Genomic DNA, 15,989 nt, shown 5'->3' on the forward strand with positions numbered 1-15,989 from the left:
CGGTGCCGCGCCGGGTGTTCGAACGGGTGGTCACAGGGCGGCCCTCGCGCGGGTGATCCGGAAGAACAGCCAGGACAGGACCGCGATGAGCAGCGTGACGAGCACGCTCATCGCGGCGCCGAGGCCGTAGTTCTGGGCGGAAATCTGGGCGTAGGCGGCCATCGACGGCGTGTAGGACGACGAGACCGCGCTCGAAACGCCGGCCATCACCTGCGGTTCGGTGAACAGCTGGAACGTGCCGATGATGGAGAAGACCCCGGTCAGCACCAGCGACGGCGCGATGATCGGCACCTTGATCCGCCACGCGATCGCCCAGCCGGACGCGCCGTCGAGCCGGGCCGCTTCGTAGAGCTGGGGCGGGATCGCCTGCAGCGACGAATAGAGGATCAGCATGTTGTACCCGGTGAACGCCCAGGTGACGATGTTCGCGATCGAGTACAGGATCACGTTGCCGGACAACAGGTCCGGGTGGATGCCGAGCGGGTCGAGCAGCTGGTTGACCGGCGAGAGGTTCGGGGCGTAGAAGAAGCCCCACATCACCGCGGCGATCACGCCGGGCACCGCGTACGGCAGGAAGAACGCGAGCCGGAAGAACCGCCGCAGCCGCACGACCGCCGAGTCCAGGGCCAAGGCCAGGACCAGGGCGAGGCCGAGCATGACCGGGATCTGGATCACCCCGAACAGCAGGACCCGCCCGACCGAGCCGACGAACCCGGCGTCACCGAGGGCCGCGAGGTAGTTGCCCAGGCCGGCGAACACCTCGACCGGACGGCCGTAGGTGGAGGTCCGGGTGACGGCGGTGAAGCTCTTCACCACGGCCACGACGATCGGGGCCACGTAGAACACCGCGAACCCGAGCAGGAACGGGGCCAGCAGCAGCCACGCGGCGCGGGCGCTGCCGTTCGCCCGCCGCCGGCGCGCCACCCGGGGGCGGGCGGGCGCGCCGGCGACGGTCTGGGACGCTGCGACAACCATCGTCGTCCCTACTTCGCCACGGGGATGGACTGGCGTTGCAGGTCGGTGATCGTCGCCGCGCCGGCCTCGGAGAGGGCCTTGCCGAGCGTGCCGTTGCCGGACAGCGCGGCGCCGAACCCGTCACGGACGTGGGCGTAGGTCTGCTCCATCGAAGGTCCCCAGGTGAAGTCCTGGCTGACGCCCTTGCCCGCTTCGCGGAAGACCGCGTCGACGTCCTGGCCGCCGAAGAACTGCGTGTTTTCGGGCGAGGCTTTCGCCGACTCCTGGGCGGCCACAGTGGCCGGGTAGATGCCGCCCTGGGCGGTCAGGATGGCGAGGGCCTGCGGGTCGCTGTTGAGCCACAGCGCGAACTGCGCCGCTTCGGCCGGGTGCTTGGTCCCGGCGAACACCGCGGTGGTCGAGCCACCCCAGTTGCCGGAGCGCTGCTCGCCCTTCGTCCACTGCGGCAGCGGCGTCACGGCCCACTTCCCGGCGGTCGAGGGTGCGGCCTTGGCGATCGTGCCCACGCCCCAGACGGCTCCGGTCCAGGTGGCGATCTGCCCGGAGTCCAGCGCCTTGTTCCAGGATTCGGAGAAGCCCTGGTAGTTCGAAACGAGGCCCTGCGAAAGCAGGTTCTGCCAGTAGTCGGCGACCTTGGTGGACGCGGGATCGGTCAGGTTCACCTTCCACTGCTGGCCGTCCTGGGTGAACCAGTGCCCGCCCGCCTGCCACACCAGGCCGGCGAACCAGTTGACGTCCTTCTGCGGGAAGTGCGTGATGGTCAGGCCGGGGTCGGCGGCGTGCAGCGTCCTCGCGGCCTGGGCGTACTCGTCCCAGGTCGTCGGCACCGGCACGTGGTACTTCTCGAACAGGTCCTTGCGGTAGAACAGGCCCATCGGGCCGGTGTCCTGCGGGACGGCGAAGACGCCGTCGCCGCCGACCGAGGCCTGCGCCCACGTCCAGTCGACGAACTTGGACTTGGCGTCCGCGACGCCGGGGCAGGCCGAGATGTCGCGCAGGCCCTGCTGGACGCGGAAACCGGGCAGCGAGTCGAACTCCACCTGCCCGAGGTCCGGCGCCTGGCCTGCCTTGAGCGCGGTGAACATCTTGTTGTAGGTGCCCTGGTTGCCTTGCGGCGTCTGCTCGACGGTGACGTGGATGTCGGGATGCCCCTGGTTCCACAGGGCGACGGCCTGGTCGATGCCGGGCAGCCAGGACCAGAACGAAAGCTCGATCTTCCCGCTCGCGGGAGCACAGTCGGCGGCAGCGGCGGGGGCGGCGGAGTCGGCACTGCCGCACCCGGCGGTCACCAGGGCCAGGGCGGCGAGCGCGGCGCCCAGCCGGCGGAGCCGCTTCGTCGGGGGAGAGGTACGCACCATTGCGTTCGGTCCTTTCGGGGCGCGGCTTCGGCTCGGCGGCGGGGCCGATCGTGCTCGGGAACGTTCCCGGGAATGTTCCCGGCCGTTGTTCCCGGGGAGTATGCGCACCGCGGTGCGACCCCGTCAAGAGGCTGTTTCCGGCCGATTCGGCTCAGGCGGTGGCGCGGGTGATCAACGAAACCGGCAGCGAGATCCGGTCGGCGGTGTCCGCCAGCAGGGCCCGGACCAGCGCCTGGCCGTGGTCGTACTTGTCGATCCGGACCGTGCTCAGCGGCGGGTTCAGGTACGCCGACATCTCCAGGTCGTCGAAGCCGACGACCGCGCAGTCCCGCGGCACCGCACCGCCGCGCGCGAGCACCGCCTGCACCGCCCCGATGCCCATCAGGTCGTTGAACGCGAAGATCCCGTTGACCTCGGGCCACGCCGAAAGCAGCCGGTGAGCCGCTTCCGTCCCACCCGGGATGGTCGGCGGCCCCTGGACGATCCGCATCGAGACGTCGCCGAAGCCCGATGCCGCGCACGCCGCGACGAAGGCCAGCCGCCGCTCGTCGACCGCGACGCCGACCGAGCTGTCCAGCATGCCGAGGCAGGCTTCCGGCCGCCGGGCGAGCAGTTCCACGGCCGCCGCGGTGCCGGCGGCGAAGTCGTTGCTCACCGAGGCCGCCACCTCCGCCGGCAGCTCGCGGTCGGCGACCACCAGCGGGACCGAGCGCGCGTAGTCGGCGAGGACGTCGTCGGGCATGCCGTAGAAGAACCCGACGACCCCGCGCGCGGAGCGGGCGAGTGCGTCTTCGATGGCGTCGCGTTCCCGGCCCGGGTCGGCGTCGGTGTTGTAGAGCACGACGCTGCACCCGGCCGCCTCCGCCGCGTCGTACACCCCGCGCGCCACCGCCGGGTAGAACGGGTTCGCGATGTCGGAGACGATCAGGGCGATGACGTCCGACCGCTGCATGCGCATGCCCTTCGCCAGCGCGCTCGGCCGGTAGCCCAGCCGGCTCGCCGCCGCAAGCACGCGCTCGCGGGTGTCCGGGGCGATCTCCGGCAGATCGCGCAGGGCCCGCGAAACCGTTTGCCGCCCGACGCCGGCTTCCCGGGCCACGTCTTCGATCGTCGCGCGCTTGACGCGCGGCAGCCGCCCACGTTCGGTCATGCCGTCACCTCCCTCCGCGTCAGACGCCGAGCCTAGGGGGTCAACGCTCCAGGGCGCGGCGCCAGTGGCCGGTGACGCTCCGGCGCAGCGCCTCGGTGTCGACGCTGTCCGGGTCGAGCAGCCGCTGCAGCGCGATCCCGCGCAGCTGGCCGACGACGGCGATCGCGACCTCCTCCGCGTCGGTGCCCGCGTCGATGCTGCCGTCCTTGATGCCGGCGTCGACGTCTTCGCGCAGGTCGGCGCGGAAGGCGGCGTCCCGCTCGCGGAAGATCGGGGCCAGCTCCGGCTGGGTGGCGGCTTCCGCCCACAGCACCAGGAAAGCCTGGTTGAACACTCCGATCCGGCTGAGCTCGCCGAGGTAGCCGTCGATCAGCCGCAGCAGGCGGTCGAGGCCGGGCGGCAGGTCCTCGAGCCCCGGGACGAACCCGGCCTGCGTGGCCCGCGCGAGCCGTTCGACCAGCGCCTGCTTGCCGCCGAAGTGGTGGGTGACGATGCCGCGGCTGTACCCGGCGCGTTCCCCGACGCGGGCGAGCGTCAGCGAACGCACGCCCTGCTCGACGACGAGTTCGGCGGCGGCGGTCAGCAGCGCGGCTTCGGCCTGGTCGCGGCGCTCCTGCTGGGTGCGGCGTACGGGGGGCATGACCAGAGCCTAGCAACCTAACTTGCGTGTCGATTAACAAGTATGCGGGAAGTGGGCCCCCGGAGGCTCAGCGGGCGGTGCAGGTCAACCCGGCCAAGGGCTGAACCGTGCCGGTCACGACCGCGCCCCAGGTCGTCGTCGCCCCGGCGGCCGGCGTCCCGTTGTAGGTCTGGTTGGCCGCCCGCACCTGCTGTCCCGTCTGGGTCGCCGCGGCGTTCCACGAGTTGGTCAGCTGCTGGCTGCCCGCGAACGAGAACGCCGTGGTCCAGCCGGACAGCGCGGCCGGACCGGTGTTCTTCACGGTGAACTCCAGCTGGTAGCCGCCGTTCCACGAGGACGTGACCGCCGACGTCACCGCGCACGACGCCCCGGCCGGCGTGGTCGGCGTGGTGGGAGTCGTCGGCGTGGTCGGAGTTGTCGGAGTTGTCGGAGTTGTGGTGGGGGTGCCGGTCCCGGTCGTGTAGCTGATGCCCGTGTAGGCGGCCGCACACCCCGAAAGGCACCGGTCCGGCAACGTGAAGCGGTAGACGCGGCCGTCGTTGACGAGCGCGTCACCCGCGTCCCGGACCCGGATCGCGTACGCGGTGCCCGCCGTGGCGGTCGGGCCGATGATGAAGGCCTGGCCGAGGTCGCTGTCCGGTTGCGCCTGCTGCCAGCTGCCGTCCGCGCCGAGGAACTCCACGCCGTGCACGCCGTTGGGCAGGTGTGACACGGCGATGGCCGTCCAATACCGTTGCGAGCCTTGGAGGAAGCCGAGTTTCAGGTCGCCGGTGTAGTTCGGGGCGGCCACGTAGGACCAGGAGACCCGCCGGTTGTTCCAGTGCGCGGGGTTCATGTCCCCGACCGGGACGCCGTTCTTCACGAACCGGTTGAGCGACGCGGTCGAGAGGTCGAGGTGCGCCGGATCGTCGCGGCACCACGCGTTCGAGTCGCCGCAGCTGTCGGCCACGACCATGGTCAGTTGGGCGCCGGCGTAGCCGTCGCTCACCCAGGACCCGTTGCGGCAGAACGGCTGTCCCGGCGCGCCGTCGTTGACGCCGGTGCAGTACTCGCCGATGGTGACCTGCACGAACCGCCCGCAGTTGCGGCCGTTGTCCCACAGGCCGATCTTGGCGGCCTGCGCCGGCGGGATCGGCCGCGGGTAGAAGCTGTAGTCGCCGGGCGTGTTGTAGACGTTGAGGGCGACGAAATCGGGCGAATCGAGCACGTCCTGCGGCAGGCCGCAGCCGCCGTAAGGGGCGCCGAGTGCGTCGAAGTGGGTCGCGTTGCCGGTGACGGGTGCGGCCGGCGCGGCGCCCGAATTCCATGGCCACAGCACGGAAACACCCACGACGAGCACGGCGATCACAGCGAGCACACCCGGGCGTGCGGCCGGCCGGCGGGAGGTGGATCCCATGGACGCTCCTTCCGCCTGTCGGTACCGCGGCAGGCGGAAGCGGCCCCGGCGGCACTGTCTGGAAGCGCTCCCAGAGTCCCCCGTGGACGGGCTGTTTGTCAATCGAGTCCTCAGGCGGGTCCGCGGGCCACGACGGTCAGCCGCTCGAGGGTCAGCCGTCCCGTGGTCAGCCGCAGGCCGATCGCGGGCGACCAGCCGGCGATCCGCTCCGGGCCGACGGCCGTGCCCGTCGGGATCGTGCCCATCGGGATCGTGCGCAGGAGCTGCCAGCGGCCTTGGTGGCCCAGCCAGCTCGTCAGCCCGCCCCGGTGGTCCGACACGACCGCGAACCGGTCGCCCGGAGACCAGGTGACCGCGGCGCAGCACCCGCCGGTCACGTCGTCGCCGTAGTCGCGCCCACCCGCGCGCACGTCCGCGCCGGACGTGCCGAAGTGGTGGTTGTACCAGGCCAGGGCCAGATCGTCGGGCCCCGCGGCGCGGCCGAGGAGCACGCTGTCCTCCGGCGCACCCCCGGCGAAGGCGCGGGGTTCGAGGAGTACCGCGAAGTCGCCGGCCGGGGCGGCCACCGGCGCCATCAGCACGGCGGCGGACTGCCGGGTCGCGGAGGCGACCAGGGCGCCGTCCGCCTGGCTCAGTTCGGGGACCGGTTCCCCGAACCGCCCGCCGATCCGGTAGGCGTTCAGCCGGTCCCCGGTGAAGTCGTCGTCCCACACCGGGGTGCCGAAGTCGGCGGGATCGAACCCGACCTTCGCCCGCAGGACGTCGCCGGTGCTGCGCACCGGAGTGCCGTGGTCGAGCGTGCTGACCAGCAGCCGCACCGGCACCCGGGTGCCCACCGGCGTGTCCGCGGGGGCCGTCACCCGCCACCGCAGCGGGACGGGCCGTCCCGGGGCGAGCCGGAGGTCGCCGATCGGGCCGATCGGCTGGGCCGTCCAGCCGCGGGGCAGCGTGAGGGCAGGCCGGACGGTCATCGCCCGCGAACTGCGGACCGAGCCGCCGACCTCGACCGGGTGCCCGGGCCGCACGCTCGCCGGGCCGTCCTGGAGCCGGACGTCGAGCCGCTCGTCCTCGGCGCGCCACGCCTGCACCGCCGTGATGCCCACGGCACCACCGTCCACTCTGGACGGCAGGATGCGGAGTGCGTCGGTGCGGACCGGCGGCTGGACGACGACGCGGTTCGGCTTGCCCCGCACCGGTGTGCCGGGATCCCGTTGCTGGCCGGGAAGCTCGGCCCACGACCCCTCGGTGGTGCGGTATTGGAGCGCGAAGGTGTCCGGGGTGCGGACGCCGCCACCGTCGTCGTAGAAGGAAATCCGGAGGTCGGAGACGTCGGTCGCCGCGCCGAGGTCGACGGCCAGCCAGTCGCTCCGGTTCGGGCTGCCGTAGCTGGTCCAGCGCGTCGACGGGACGTCGAGGGCGAAGTCCTGGCCGTCGATGGCGTTCGCCGGGCTGTCTCCGTGCCAGGTGTAGGACGCGGACGCGACGGGGTAGCCCGTGCGGTCGATGTTCGCCAGGTCGTCGACGACGGGGGCGGCGTCGGCCGCCTTGCCCGGGCGCACCGGCACGTCGACCGGCGTCAGGCCGGCCTGGCGGTGCACCAGGTTGCCGTCCAGCCAGACGCTCAGCCCGGCGCCTTGCCGGTAGACGTGGCCGTCCCGGTCCCAGGCGAGGGTCAGGTTGCGGCCGTGGTACGGCACGTTTTCGACGGCGAAGTGGTCCCAAGTGGACGGAACGAGCGGCGCGAGCCGCACGTGGTCGCCCTGCTGGGGCCGGATGCCGAGCAGCCCGGACAGCACGAGGTCGTCGAACGTCGAGTGGTTGTAGTCCTCGCTGTGCCCGGGGGAGTCGTACAGCCAGCGGTCTTCGTCGGGGTGGTGCGCTTCGGCGACGTAGGGCCGGCCGTTCTTCCGCTGGGTGAGGGCGTATCCGCGCAGCATGGCGTAGTAGTCCTGCGTCGAGACGTACGGCTGCGGGGGATAGTCGGCGAGCAGGTTCGCCAGCGCGGTGAGGGTCTGGCTGGTCGCGTAGGGCCAGCTCGGACCCGACCAGCGGCAGCACCCCACGAGGGCGTCGTGCATGAACCACGGGCTCCGCCGCTCGACCGTGGTGGGCCCGAACGGAGCCGCGAACCCCGCCGGATCGGTCACCTGCGCCCACGCGGCGGCGGCGCCGGCGGGCGCCATGTGGAAGTACCAGGGCACGAACCCCAGCTGTTCGCGGTCCGCGATCCTGGTGCGCGCGGGATTGTCGTCCCGCATGACGTGTTTGTAGAACCGGTCGCCGCCGTCCCACAGAAGGCTGTCCTGATTCGCTTGCAGGGAGCGGGCATCCCGGTCGTAGGAGTCGGCGAGCTGCCGGTCGCCGGGAGCGCCGCGCCGGCGCAGGAGGCTCGCGATGGCCCGCGCGTCGCCGTACTGGTAGGCGTTGAGCGTCGGGCGGAAGCCGGCGCCGCCGTGGTAGGGATCCGGGCTCTGGTAGGAACTCGCGGTGTACTCCATGGCGTCCCAGACCGGAACCTGCCAGTAGAGGCCGAGTTGCGGGTCGAACTGCGGTGACCAGGCGGCCCACTGCCGTTGCAGTTCGGGGATCCGGTCGACGGCGAAGTCCCACCGGCCGTCGACGGAGGCCCGCGCGAGCACCGCGTCGGCGGCCCAGAAGGAGTATTCGTGGGCCCAGTCGGTGGTGTTTTCGTTGAGGCCGTCGGTCGCCGGCTTGGCGCTCGCGCCGCTGCCGCGCAGCCAGTAGTCGACGTAGTCGTCGAGGTAGCGGTGATCCCGCAGCCACCGCCCTTCGTAGAGGTGGTGCCCGGCGGCGGCGTCGATCCCGCCGCCGGGGGCGGAGTACCCGACCGGGCCGAGGAATTCGGAGACGATCCAGCCGTCCCCGGGCCCGGTGTACTTCAGGGCTTCCTGGTAGGTCCGCCACCGGTAGTAGTAGGTGTCTTCGATCGCCTTGTCGGGCAGGTCGACGAAGGGGATGTTGGCTTCGTACCAGCCGGGATCGGTCAGGTCGGCGAGCTTCGCCGCGTGGTCGAACAGGTGCGTCCCGGGACCGACGCCGGGGTACATCGGCGGTGGGCCGGTCTCGGCCGCCGCCGCGGGGAGCACGGCGGCGGACAGGGTGACGAGCGTGGTCAGGACCGTGCACAGACGTCGAACCGAGCGCATGCCGACGCTCCTCGTACTCCTCGGGGACCGGGCAGGGAGACGGTAGCCGGTCCGATACAACGTTGTAAATACGCTTTACAACGTTGTATCCGGTTCTGCGGGTGAGTAGCCTCGGATCGTGCACCGCAGCCGGTTGTTCGGGATCTTCATCGACACGCCCACCGCCGAGGCCGGGGCGGCCGCGACGTTCTGGTCCGCCGCGCTCGGGGCGCGGGCCCGTCCGGTGGCGGGTGAAGAGCAGTTCACCGCGCTCGACGGCGCCCTGCCCGGCTTGATCCTGGACGTCCAGGCGATCGACGGCGAACCCCGCTACCACGTCGACATCGAGACCGACGACGTGGCGGCGGAGGTCGCCCGCCTGACCGCCCTGGGCGCGGAACCGGTCTCCCGCTGGCTGGAGTGCCACACCCTGCGCGCGCCCGGTGGGCACCTGCTGTGCGTGGTCCCCGTGCACAGTGACCCGGAGACGTTCGAAAAGCTCGCCCGCGCCTGGCCGTGACGAACTCAGGGCCGCCAGGCCGGGTCGCGGCCGAGGAAGCCCATCAGCTTGTCCTGCGCCGAAGCGCCGTCGTCCACCGGCACGGCCGGCCCGAACTGCCCGCTGTCGCGCAGCAAGGACTCCATCGGCTTCATCCCGGTCAGCGTGGCGGCGCAGCGCTCCGCGCCGAGGTCCGGCTCGCGACCCAGCGCCCTGGCCAGATCCCAGGAGTGCATCCAGACGTCGTTGGTGTAGAACTGGTCGATCGCCTCGTCCACCGGCCGGTCGCCGGTGTGCGGGTTGCTGAGCACCCGCCCGGCCGGGTCGTCGAGGATGGCCTGGATGTCGGCGACGTGCTGCTTCCAGGCGCCGGCCGGGTCGGCGTCCACGTCCACCGCCGGGAGTTCGATCCCGGCGCCGCGGAGGAAGCCGCGCGGCCACTCGACCAGGTGCCGCACCACGTCGAGTGCTGTCCACTCCGCGACCGGGCTGGGGCGCGTCCAATCGTCGGCCGAGGCCGACGCCGCCAGTTCCGTGAAGCGGGCCGCGTCCTGCGCGTGCCGCTGGGCGGGTCCCGTGGATGTCATTTCACGCCTCCGTGGCGAGCAGTGCGTCGAGCTTGGCGTACCCCTCGTTGACCCCGACGTCCATGCCACTGGCCAGCATGCCGTCCCGGGTGGCGAAGTCCGGCACCACGCTCAGCACCCGCAGCCGGGTGCGGCCGCCCTCGATTTCCTCCAGGGTCAGTGTTTCCAGGGCGACGCCGTCGGGCTCGCCGTCGTAGGTGAACGTCGACACGATCCGCTCGTTCGGCCGCACGTCGTGGAAGCTGCCGTGGAACGCGGCGATCTCCTCGCCGTCGCGGTCGTTGGCGAAGGCCCACTCACCACCCGTGCGCGCGTCCCACCGCGTGATCCGCGTGGTGACCGAATGCGGTCCGACCCACCGCGCGTACAGCTCGGGGTCGATGTGGGCGCGGAACACCTGCTCGGGTGCGGCGTCGAAGTCCCGGACGAGCAGGATCGTCGGGACCTTCTCGTCGGCCAGGATCTCGGTTTCGTGCTTCGTCAGCATCATGACGCGTCCTTCCGGGGGCGGGTTTCGCCGCCGCTCATGCGGCCCAGCAGGGCGTCGAGGCGCCGGTAGCGCTCCTCGGCCTGCCGCCGGTACCGCTCGATCCACTTGGTCATCAGGTCGAACACCTCGGCATCCAGGTGGACCGGACGGCGCTGGGCGTCCTTGCTGCGCGTCACCAGTCCGGCCTCTTCCAGCACCTTCACGTGCTTCGAGACGGCCTGGAGGCTCATGTCGTACGGCTCGGCCAGCTCGCCCACGGTCGCGTCCGCGCCGGCCAGCCGCGCCACCAGGTCGCGCCGCGTCGGGTCGGCCAGCGCCGCGAACACGCGGTTGAGCCGTTCGCTGTCTTCGTCCACCGGTTCGTCCTCAACTCTTCGGTTGAATACGACCGTAGAGCGTCGCCGGGGGTGCTGTCAACCTGGTGGTTGAGAAAGGGCGGGGCTCCGCGTACGGAACCCCGCCCGGTGGATCAGAAGTGGTCGGGCGTGTCGATGCGGCTCCGGACCAGGGCGCCGGACGCGGTCAGCCGGCCCGTGCCGTAGTCGCTGCCCGCACAGGTACCCGGGCGCAGCGCGGCACTGCTTTCGTCCGCGTCGGAGTACGTCCAGTTCGCGTAGCCGATCTGCAGCTGGTCGAGCAGGTCCAGCCAGGCGGTGGTGCTCGGCTGGTCGAGCGTGCCGCCGCCGGTGGCGGTCACCGTGCCGAACTCCGTGACGAACAGCGGTAGCCTCGCGGCGGCCCGGCTCACCGTGGCGCGGTAGTTGTCCTTGTGGCTGGCGGCGTAGAAGTGGAACGTGTACATGATGTTCGTGGCGTTGACGGGGTTGCTGACGATCTCGGTTTCACTGGAGCCGTCGGAAACGCCGAGGGACGACCACCCGCGGGTGCCGACGATCACGACGGCGTCCGGGTCGGCGGCGCGGATCACCGGGATGACCTGCTCGGCGTAGGTCTTGATGCCGCTCCAGCTGACGCCGTTGGGTTCGTTGGCGATCTCGTAGATCACGTTCTTCCGGGCCGAGTTGCGCGCGGCCACCGCCGCGAAGAACGTCTTGGCGCGGTCGAGGTTGTAGTTCGGGTCGCCCGGGGTGAGGGTGTGGAAGTCGATGATCGCGTACATGCCGCGTTCTTCGGCTTCGCCGACGAGGCTGTTGACCCGGTCGGTGAACCAGGCCGGGTTGGTCTCGTACCCCTTTTCCTGCACGTACATGGCGATGCGGAGCAGATCGGCGTGCCAGTCGTTCGCCAGGGCGTTCAGCGAGGCGTCGTTGTAGCAGGAGTCGAACCACTGCAGGCCGTGCGTGCTCATGCCGCGCAGCTGGATCGCCCGGTTCGCCTCGTTGCACAGGTGCACGCCGCAGACGTGCAGCTGTCCGTTGGCGGCGAGCGGCGTGCCGCCGGGGGATGGCGTGGTGGTGGTCGTGGGCGTGCTGGGTGTGGTGGTGGGTGTCGTCGACCCCGTGCAGGTGACGCCGTTCAGGGTGAAGGACGTCGGGATCGGGTTGGCGCCGGTTGTGGTGCCGGTGAAGCCGAGGTCGGTGGCGGCACCCGTGGCGAGGGTCCGGTTCCAGTCGGCGTTGGCCGCGGTCGCGGTGGTGCCGGACTGCGACCAGGTGGCGTTCCAGCCCTGGGCGACTTTCTGGCCGGCGTCGGGGAAGGCGAACTTCAGCGACCAGCCGGTGACGGCGTCGCCCAGGTTGGTGACTTTGACGCCGGCCTGGAACCCGCCCTGCCACTGGTTGGTGACGGTGTAGTCGACCCGGCAGCCCTGGGCGGCGGCCGAGGCCTGGGGGATGGTGAGCACGGCGGTGCAGCCGAGAACCGTCGCGCCGGCGGCCGCCAGCGCAGCGATGGAGCGCTTCATTGAACTCCCTATGATCCGGTGTTCGAGGGTTTCATCAGGCTGGGAGCGCTCCCAGAGATGAGAACATCCGGCGCGGGCCGGCGTCAAGGGTCCCGCGACGACGGGTCGCGCCAGTTCGTCGCGGGCGTGCTGCCCTGCGGGTCCGGCTACATCGGCCGGGCCACGATCGCGGAGCTGGTGCGGGCGGGTCACACCGTCGAGGCGCTCGCCCGCAGCGACGGCGCGGAGGCGGCCGTCGTGGCGGCCGGGACCACCGCGCTCCGGGGCGGGCTCGCCGCACTCGACGTCCTCGCCGATGGTGCCGGCCGGGCGGAGGCGGTGATCCACCTGGCGCAGGCCACGCCCGGGGCCGACCCGGTGTCCACCAGGGACGAACTCGGCCCCTGCGGAGCCCGGTTGAGCCGTGGGCCTCGTGCCGCAGAAGGTCCCGGGCGCCGCCGGCGGCGCCCGGGTGTCCTCGAACGGCGCCTACTCCTGCCGCCGCAGATCTTCGCCGCCGAATCGCGGCTCGCCCGTCCGCTCCCCATGGTTGCCCGGGACGTTCGTGGCCGAAAGCGTTGCGGCGTGCCATTTCGTGCTCACCGGGTCAGGTCGGTCAGCTCGCCGAGCAGCTCCGAGGCCGTCACCGGATCCAGTTCGCCGAATACTCTCGCACCCCGGGGGCTCCAGTTTCCCTCGCCTTTCTCGTCCAGCCAGATGTCGGTGAGCTTCTGCTCCGGTTCCTCGGCCGGCAGCCCGACGATGATGCCCGGGTCGAGGTTCACCACCACCGCGCCGCCGCCGGGGGTGGGGCGGAGGATCCAGCCCTCCACGCCGTTGTCCAGGGCCGGGCCCCGGCGCCAGCCCCGCTTCGTCAGGCCCAGGAGCTTGCCCGTCGGGACCGTGCGGTTCGCGAACCGCTCCAACGTCGGTGCCGACCGCTCGGCTTCCTCCAGCCGGGCCGCCGGGCGGCCCAGCTGGGGGAACGGCTGGAGGATCTCGTAGTCCGCGAACAGCGCCGACCACGCCGCCGGCTCGTCGGCGAACTCCAGGGGATGGGCCACGCCGACCTCGGCCGTCTCCGGGAGGGTGTACTCCTCGTCGTGGACGTCGGCGTACGTGCCGTCTTCGGCGCAGCGGAACGTCCGGCCGGCCGTGGTGCACCAGACCAGGCGGCGGACCAGGTGGACCAGCAGCGGGTGGCCGGCCAGCAGCTCGGTGAACTCCGCCGCCGGCCAGCGGCGGCCCAGCACCATGGCCGACTCCAGGCGGGGGATCTGCTCGGCCGCGACCGCGCGGACGTCCTTCTTCAGGGCGGTGAACCGCTTGTACTCGGCCGCCGCGAGTTCGGGGTCGTCCTTCGCGCCCGGCTTCGGCAGTGCCTTGCGTGGTTTGCCGTCCGGGTCGGTGACGTACGGTTTGAGCTGCTCGTCGAAGCCGACCACGAACCGGCGGGAGCCGTAGTCGATCAGCGTGGTGGCCGCCTCGTCGAGACCGAGCGTGGGCACCAGCCGGTCGGCCAGTTGTTCGGCCGACAAGCCGAGCCCTTCGGCGACGGCGGTGATCTTCTCCTGCGCCTTCAGCTTGAGCCCCTTGAACTTCACCTTCTGCGCAATGGAATTCAGGTGCCGCAGCGCGAGATCGGTGCCGATGCCGGCCAGTACGTCGAGGGCCGCGGTCGCCCGGGCGTGCCCGCCTTCGCCCGGCCACGCCTGGATCAGCGGGCTCAGCTCCCGCACCACGGCGTCGTCGCCGAGGAGACCCAGGGCCGTGAGCACCCAGCCGTCCTTCGCCGGGTAGTCCGCGGCCCGCCAGCGGCGGAACAGCGCCCAGGCGAACTCGGCCAGCGACGCCGGGTCGCAGAAGTCGCGGAGCTGCGCCAGCCCCGGGTAGGGCTCTCCGGGCTTCGACAAGGCGAGCAGCATGAGCACGTGGGGGATCACCCGGTCGGGCAGTGCCTGTTCGCCGCCGCGGACACGGATCTGGGGCAGCACCGCCGGGTCCGCCCACGCGCCGGGGACCGGCAGCCGCACCGGAAGGACTTCCAGCGGGTCGGCGACGAGCAGTTCGGCGACGGCCTCGGCCGCCTGAGTGCCGTGGTGGGCGGCCGCCGCGGACACGGCCGCTTCGTGCCCGCTCTTGGCCAGCACGCGCAGCGCGGCCTCGGCGGTGCGCCTGCTCGTGCCGGCCGGCCCCAGTGCCACCGGCACCAGGAACCTCGTTGCGTCGGTCAGGTGCCGGTCGAGCCACGCCAGGGCGACCTTGCGGGCCGTTTTCAGCCGGACCAGCCAGTCCGCCATGAGCATGGCGATCTCGGGGCTCACGTACGGCAGCAGCACTTCGCCGCGCTGCCCCGGGTTCGCCGTCGCCATCGCCAGCAGGGGCCGGTAGGCGAGCAGCCCGTGCCGGCTCGCCAGGACGCGACCCCAGACCTCGCCGTCCGAGGCGTCGGCCGGGCGCCACGCCGCCAGCCGCTCGCGCACCCAGTCATCGGGGGCCTGCACGAACAGGGGCGGCGCGTCCGGCTCGTACAGCTTCCCGGCGTCGTACTCCCCGGCCGCGCGCTGCCAGCCGCCGTACAAGCCGCGGTGGAGCCGGGTGTGCTGCCCCGCCCAATCGGCCTGTTCTTCGGGGGCCCACTCCAGCCTCGGCTCGGCCGGGCTGCTCAGTCCACTGAGGACGATGGGTTCGCGCCGGGGGCGGTTCGCGGCCCACGGCGGATCCGCGAGCACCCGCGGCAGGGCCGCCCCGGCCACGGCCGGCAGCCGCTCTTCGCCCTGCAGGGCGCGTTCGACCAGCGCCCGCTCTTCGCCTTCGAGGCCGGGCAGCACCGCGGCCGCGACGTCGGGATGAGCCGTGACGTGGCCGCGCAGCAGGAAGCCCGCCTCTTCGGCGTACCCCGCGTGCGCCGTGGCGCCCCGGGCCAGCAGCCTCACCGCACGCTCCGGCGTCCGCGCCATCGCGGCGGTGACGAGCGGCTGCACGTGCTTCTGTCCCAGCCGTGCCACGAGCAGCTCGAACGTCTCGTCGCCGGGCAGGCCGGCCAGCACGGACAACAGGAGTTTGCGGGAGTCACCGCCGCCCGGATCGGCATCGACGGCGCGGGCGAACGTGGGCGCCGAGGCGGCTCCCATCGCGTCGAGCAGCGTGTGGCGGACCTCTGCGTGCCACAGGAACCGCTGGAGCACCGCGGTCGGCACCGCTTCGAGCTGCTCCCTTGTGGACAGTGCCTGCAGCACCGACGCCCAGTCGAAAGAGAAGTCCCCGATCGGCCGGGCTTCCGCCACCAGCTCGCCGGCCCAGTCCTCGCGGGTGGGCACCAGGTAGGAGGCCGCCACCTTGCCGGGCAGGCCGGCCCGGCACGCGGCCAGTGCCGAAGCCGCCGCCTCGTAGCCTGCGGCATCGACCGCGGCGAGGAGCGTGCGCAGCCGCCGGAACAACGGGTGGTCCGCCGGACGGAAGTGCCGGCACGAATCCGTCCACCGTTGCAGCAGCGCGGTCCCGTCGTGGTAGTGGTCGGCGTGCACGACCTGGGTCAGGGTGGCCGCGGCCCGGACCGCGAACCCGGGCCCCCGTGCCCACCACGCGTCGGCGATCCGCCACGTCTCCTGCTTTCCACCGGCTTTCCGGCTCAGGCCGCTGTACAGCAGCACCGCCAGGACTGCCGCGCCCAGCACCTCCTCGTCGCCCGCTCGGGCGGCGCCGACCAGCTCCGGATCGCTCGCCGGATTCCGCAACGCGGCGGTCGCCACGTCTTCCCCGGCCACCCCGGCCCGCCACCAGGCGACCGCGTCCGCCGCGGGCTCGGCCTCCGGCGGGACCGACCCGCCCCGCCGCACGTGCACGTACGGTCTCCACTCGGGATCCGGTACGAAAGTCTCGCTCACTGCTGCCCCCCAAGTCGG

12 protein-coding genes are annotated in these 15,989 nt (G+C 72.1%); 1 reads left to right on the top strand and 11 read right to left on the bottom strand.

The genetic code is table 11. The features are described 5' to 3' along the window. Positions 1-30: 30 nt before the first annotated feature. From ACLJQF_RS28045 to ACLJQF_RS28070, 6 genes are all read right to left on the bottom strand, one after another. The gene (locus ACLJQF_RS28045) at positions 31-975 is read right to left on the bottom strand and encodes a carbohydrate ABC transporter permease (RefSeq protein WP_410613030.1); all 945 of its coding nucleotides are present in this window, start codon (positions 973-975) and stop codon (positions 31-33) included. 8 nt (positions 976-983) lie between these two features. After that, positions 984-2,333: an ABC transporter substrate-binding protein gene (locus ACLJQF_RS28050; RefSeq protein ID WP_410613032.1), complete on the bottom strand. Its 1,350-nt coding sequence runs from the start codon at positions 2,331-2,333 to the stop codon at positions 984-986. Positions 2,334-2,484: 151 nt separating this feature from the next. Beyond that, positions 2,485-3,483, bottom strand: coding sequence for a LacI family DNA-binding transcriptional regulator (locus tag ACLJQF_RS28055; RefSeq protein ID WP_410613034.1), 999 nt, complete (start codon positions 3,481-3,483; stop codon positions 2,485-2,487). Between the two features lie 40 nt (positions 3,484-3,523). Continuing rightward, the gene (locus ACLJQF_RS28060) at positions 3,524-4,123 is read right to left on the bottom strand and encodes a TetR/AcrR family transcriptional regulator (protein WP_410613036.1); all 600 of its coding nucleotides are present in this window, start codon (positions 4,121-4,123) and stop codon (positions 3,524-3,526) included. Between the two features lie 67 nt (positions 4,124-4,190). After that, positions 4,191-5,519 carry a cellulose binding domain-containing protein gene (locus ACLJQF_RS28065; RefSeq protein WP_410613038.1) on the bottom strand — a complete coding sequence of 443 codons (1,329 nt, stop codon included), beginning with the start codon at positions 5,517-5,519 and terminating at the stop codon, positions 4,191-4,193. A gap of 110 nt (positions 5,520-5,629) precedes the next feature. Further along, complete coding sequence (locus tag ACLJQF_RS28070; RefSeq protein WP_410613040.1) at positions 5,630-8,686, bottom strand: MGH1-like glycoside hydrolase domain-containing protein; 3,057 nt, start codon at positions 8,684-8,686, stop codon at positions 5,630-5,632. Positions 8,687-8,804: 118 nt separating this feature from the next. On the opposite strand from ACLJQF_RS28070, the gene ACLJQF_RS28075 reads away from it, so the two are divergent. Continuing rightward, on the top strand, positions 8,805-9,185 hold the full coding sequence (locus tag ACLJQF_RS28075) for a VOC family protein (protein WP_360175581.1): 381 nt from the start codon (positions 8,805-8,807) through the stop codon (positions 9,183-9,185). Between the two features lie 5 nt (positions 9,186-9,190). On the opposite strand, the gene ACLJQF_RS28080 is transcribed toward ACLJQF_RS28075, so the two are convergent. The 5 genes from ACLJQF_RS28080 to ACLJQF_RS28100 form a co-directional block, all read right to left on the bottom strand. Continuing rightward, positions 9,191-9,751, bottom strand: a complete 561-nt coding sequence (locus ACLJQF_RS28080) for a TIGR03086 family metal-binding protein (protein ID WP_410613042.1) — start codon at positions 9,749-9,751, stop codon at positions 9,191-9,193. 1 nt (position 9,752) lies between these two features. Then, positions 9,753-10,241, bottom strand: a complete 489-nt coding sequence (locus ACLJQF_RS28085; RefSeq protein WP_410613044.1) for an SRPBCC family protein — start codon at positions 10,239-10,241, stop codon at positions 9,753-9,755. Then, a complete protein-coding gene (locus ACLJQF_RS28090; protein WP_410613046.1) occupies positions 10,238-10,597 on the bottom strand; it encodes an ArsR/SmtB family transcription factor in 360 nt (119 codons plus the stop codon). The genes ACLJQF_RS28085 and ACLJQF_RS28090 overlap by 4 nt, the downstream gene beginning before the upstream one ends. A gap of 113 nt (positions 10,598-10,710) precedes the next feature. Beyond that, entirely contained in the window at positions 10,711-12,105 is a 1,395-nt protein-coding gene (locus tag ACLJQF_RS28095; RefSeq protein ID WP_410613048.1) for a cellulase family glycosylhydrolase, read from the bottom strand. A gap of 578 nt (positions 12,106-12,683) precedes the next feature. Further along, positions 12,684-15,929, bottom strand: a complete 3,246-nt coding sequence (locus ACLJQF_RS28100; RefSeq protein WP_410613050.1) for a DUF4132 domain-containing protein — start codon at positions 15,927-15,929, stop codon at positions 12,684-12,686. Positions 15,930-15,989: the final 60 nt, after the last annotated feature.

Origin of the sequence: Amycolatopsis sp. lyj-109, from assembly GCF_046548995.1 — a bacterium.
GTDB lineage: Bacteria > Actinomycetota > Actinomycetes > Mycobacteriales > Pseudonocardiaceae > Amycolatopsis.

Excerpts from the sequence above, each read along its gene's own strand:
- ACLJQF_RS28065 (WP_410613038.1), bottom strand. The coding sequence starts at position 5,519 with ATGGGATCCACCTCCCGCCGGCCGGCCGCACGCCCGGGTGTGCTCGCT.
- ACLJQF_RS28045 (WP_410613030.1), bottom strand. The coding sequence starts at position 975 with ATGGTTGTCGCAGCGTCCCAGACCGTCGCCGGCGCGCCCGCCCGCCCC.
- ACLJQF_RS28070 (WP_410613040.1), bottom strand. The coding sequence starts at position 8,686 with ATGCGCTCGGTTCGACGTCTGTGCACGGTCCTGACCACGCTCGTCACC.
- ACLJQF_RS28095 (WP_410613048.1), bottom strand. The coding sequence starts at position 12,105 with ATGAAGCGCTCCATCGCTGCGCTGGCGGCCGCCGGCGCGACGGTTCTC.
- ACLJQF_RS28060 (WP_410613036.1), bottom strand. The coding sequence starts at position 4,123 with ATGCCCCCCGTACGCCGCACCCAGCAGGAGCGCCGCGACCAGGCCGAA.
- ACLJQF_RS28080 (WP_410613042.1), bottom strand. The coding sequence starts at position 9,751 with ATGACATCCACGGGACCCGCCCAGCGGCACGCGCAGGACGCGGCCCGC.
- ACLJQF_RS28085 (WP_410613044.1), bottom strand. The coding sequence starts at position 10,241 with ATGATGCTGACGAAGCACGAAACCGAGATCCTGGCCGACGAGAAGGTC.
- ACLJQF_RS28055 (WP_410613034.1), bottom strand. The coding sequence starts at position 3,483 with ATGACCGAACGTGGGCGGCTGCCGCGCGTCAAGCGCGCGACGATCGAA.
- ACLJQF_RS28050 (WP_410613032.1), bottom strand. The coding sequence starts at position 2,333 with ATGGTGCGTACCTCTCCCCCGACGAAGCGGCTCCGCCGGCTGGGCGCC.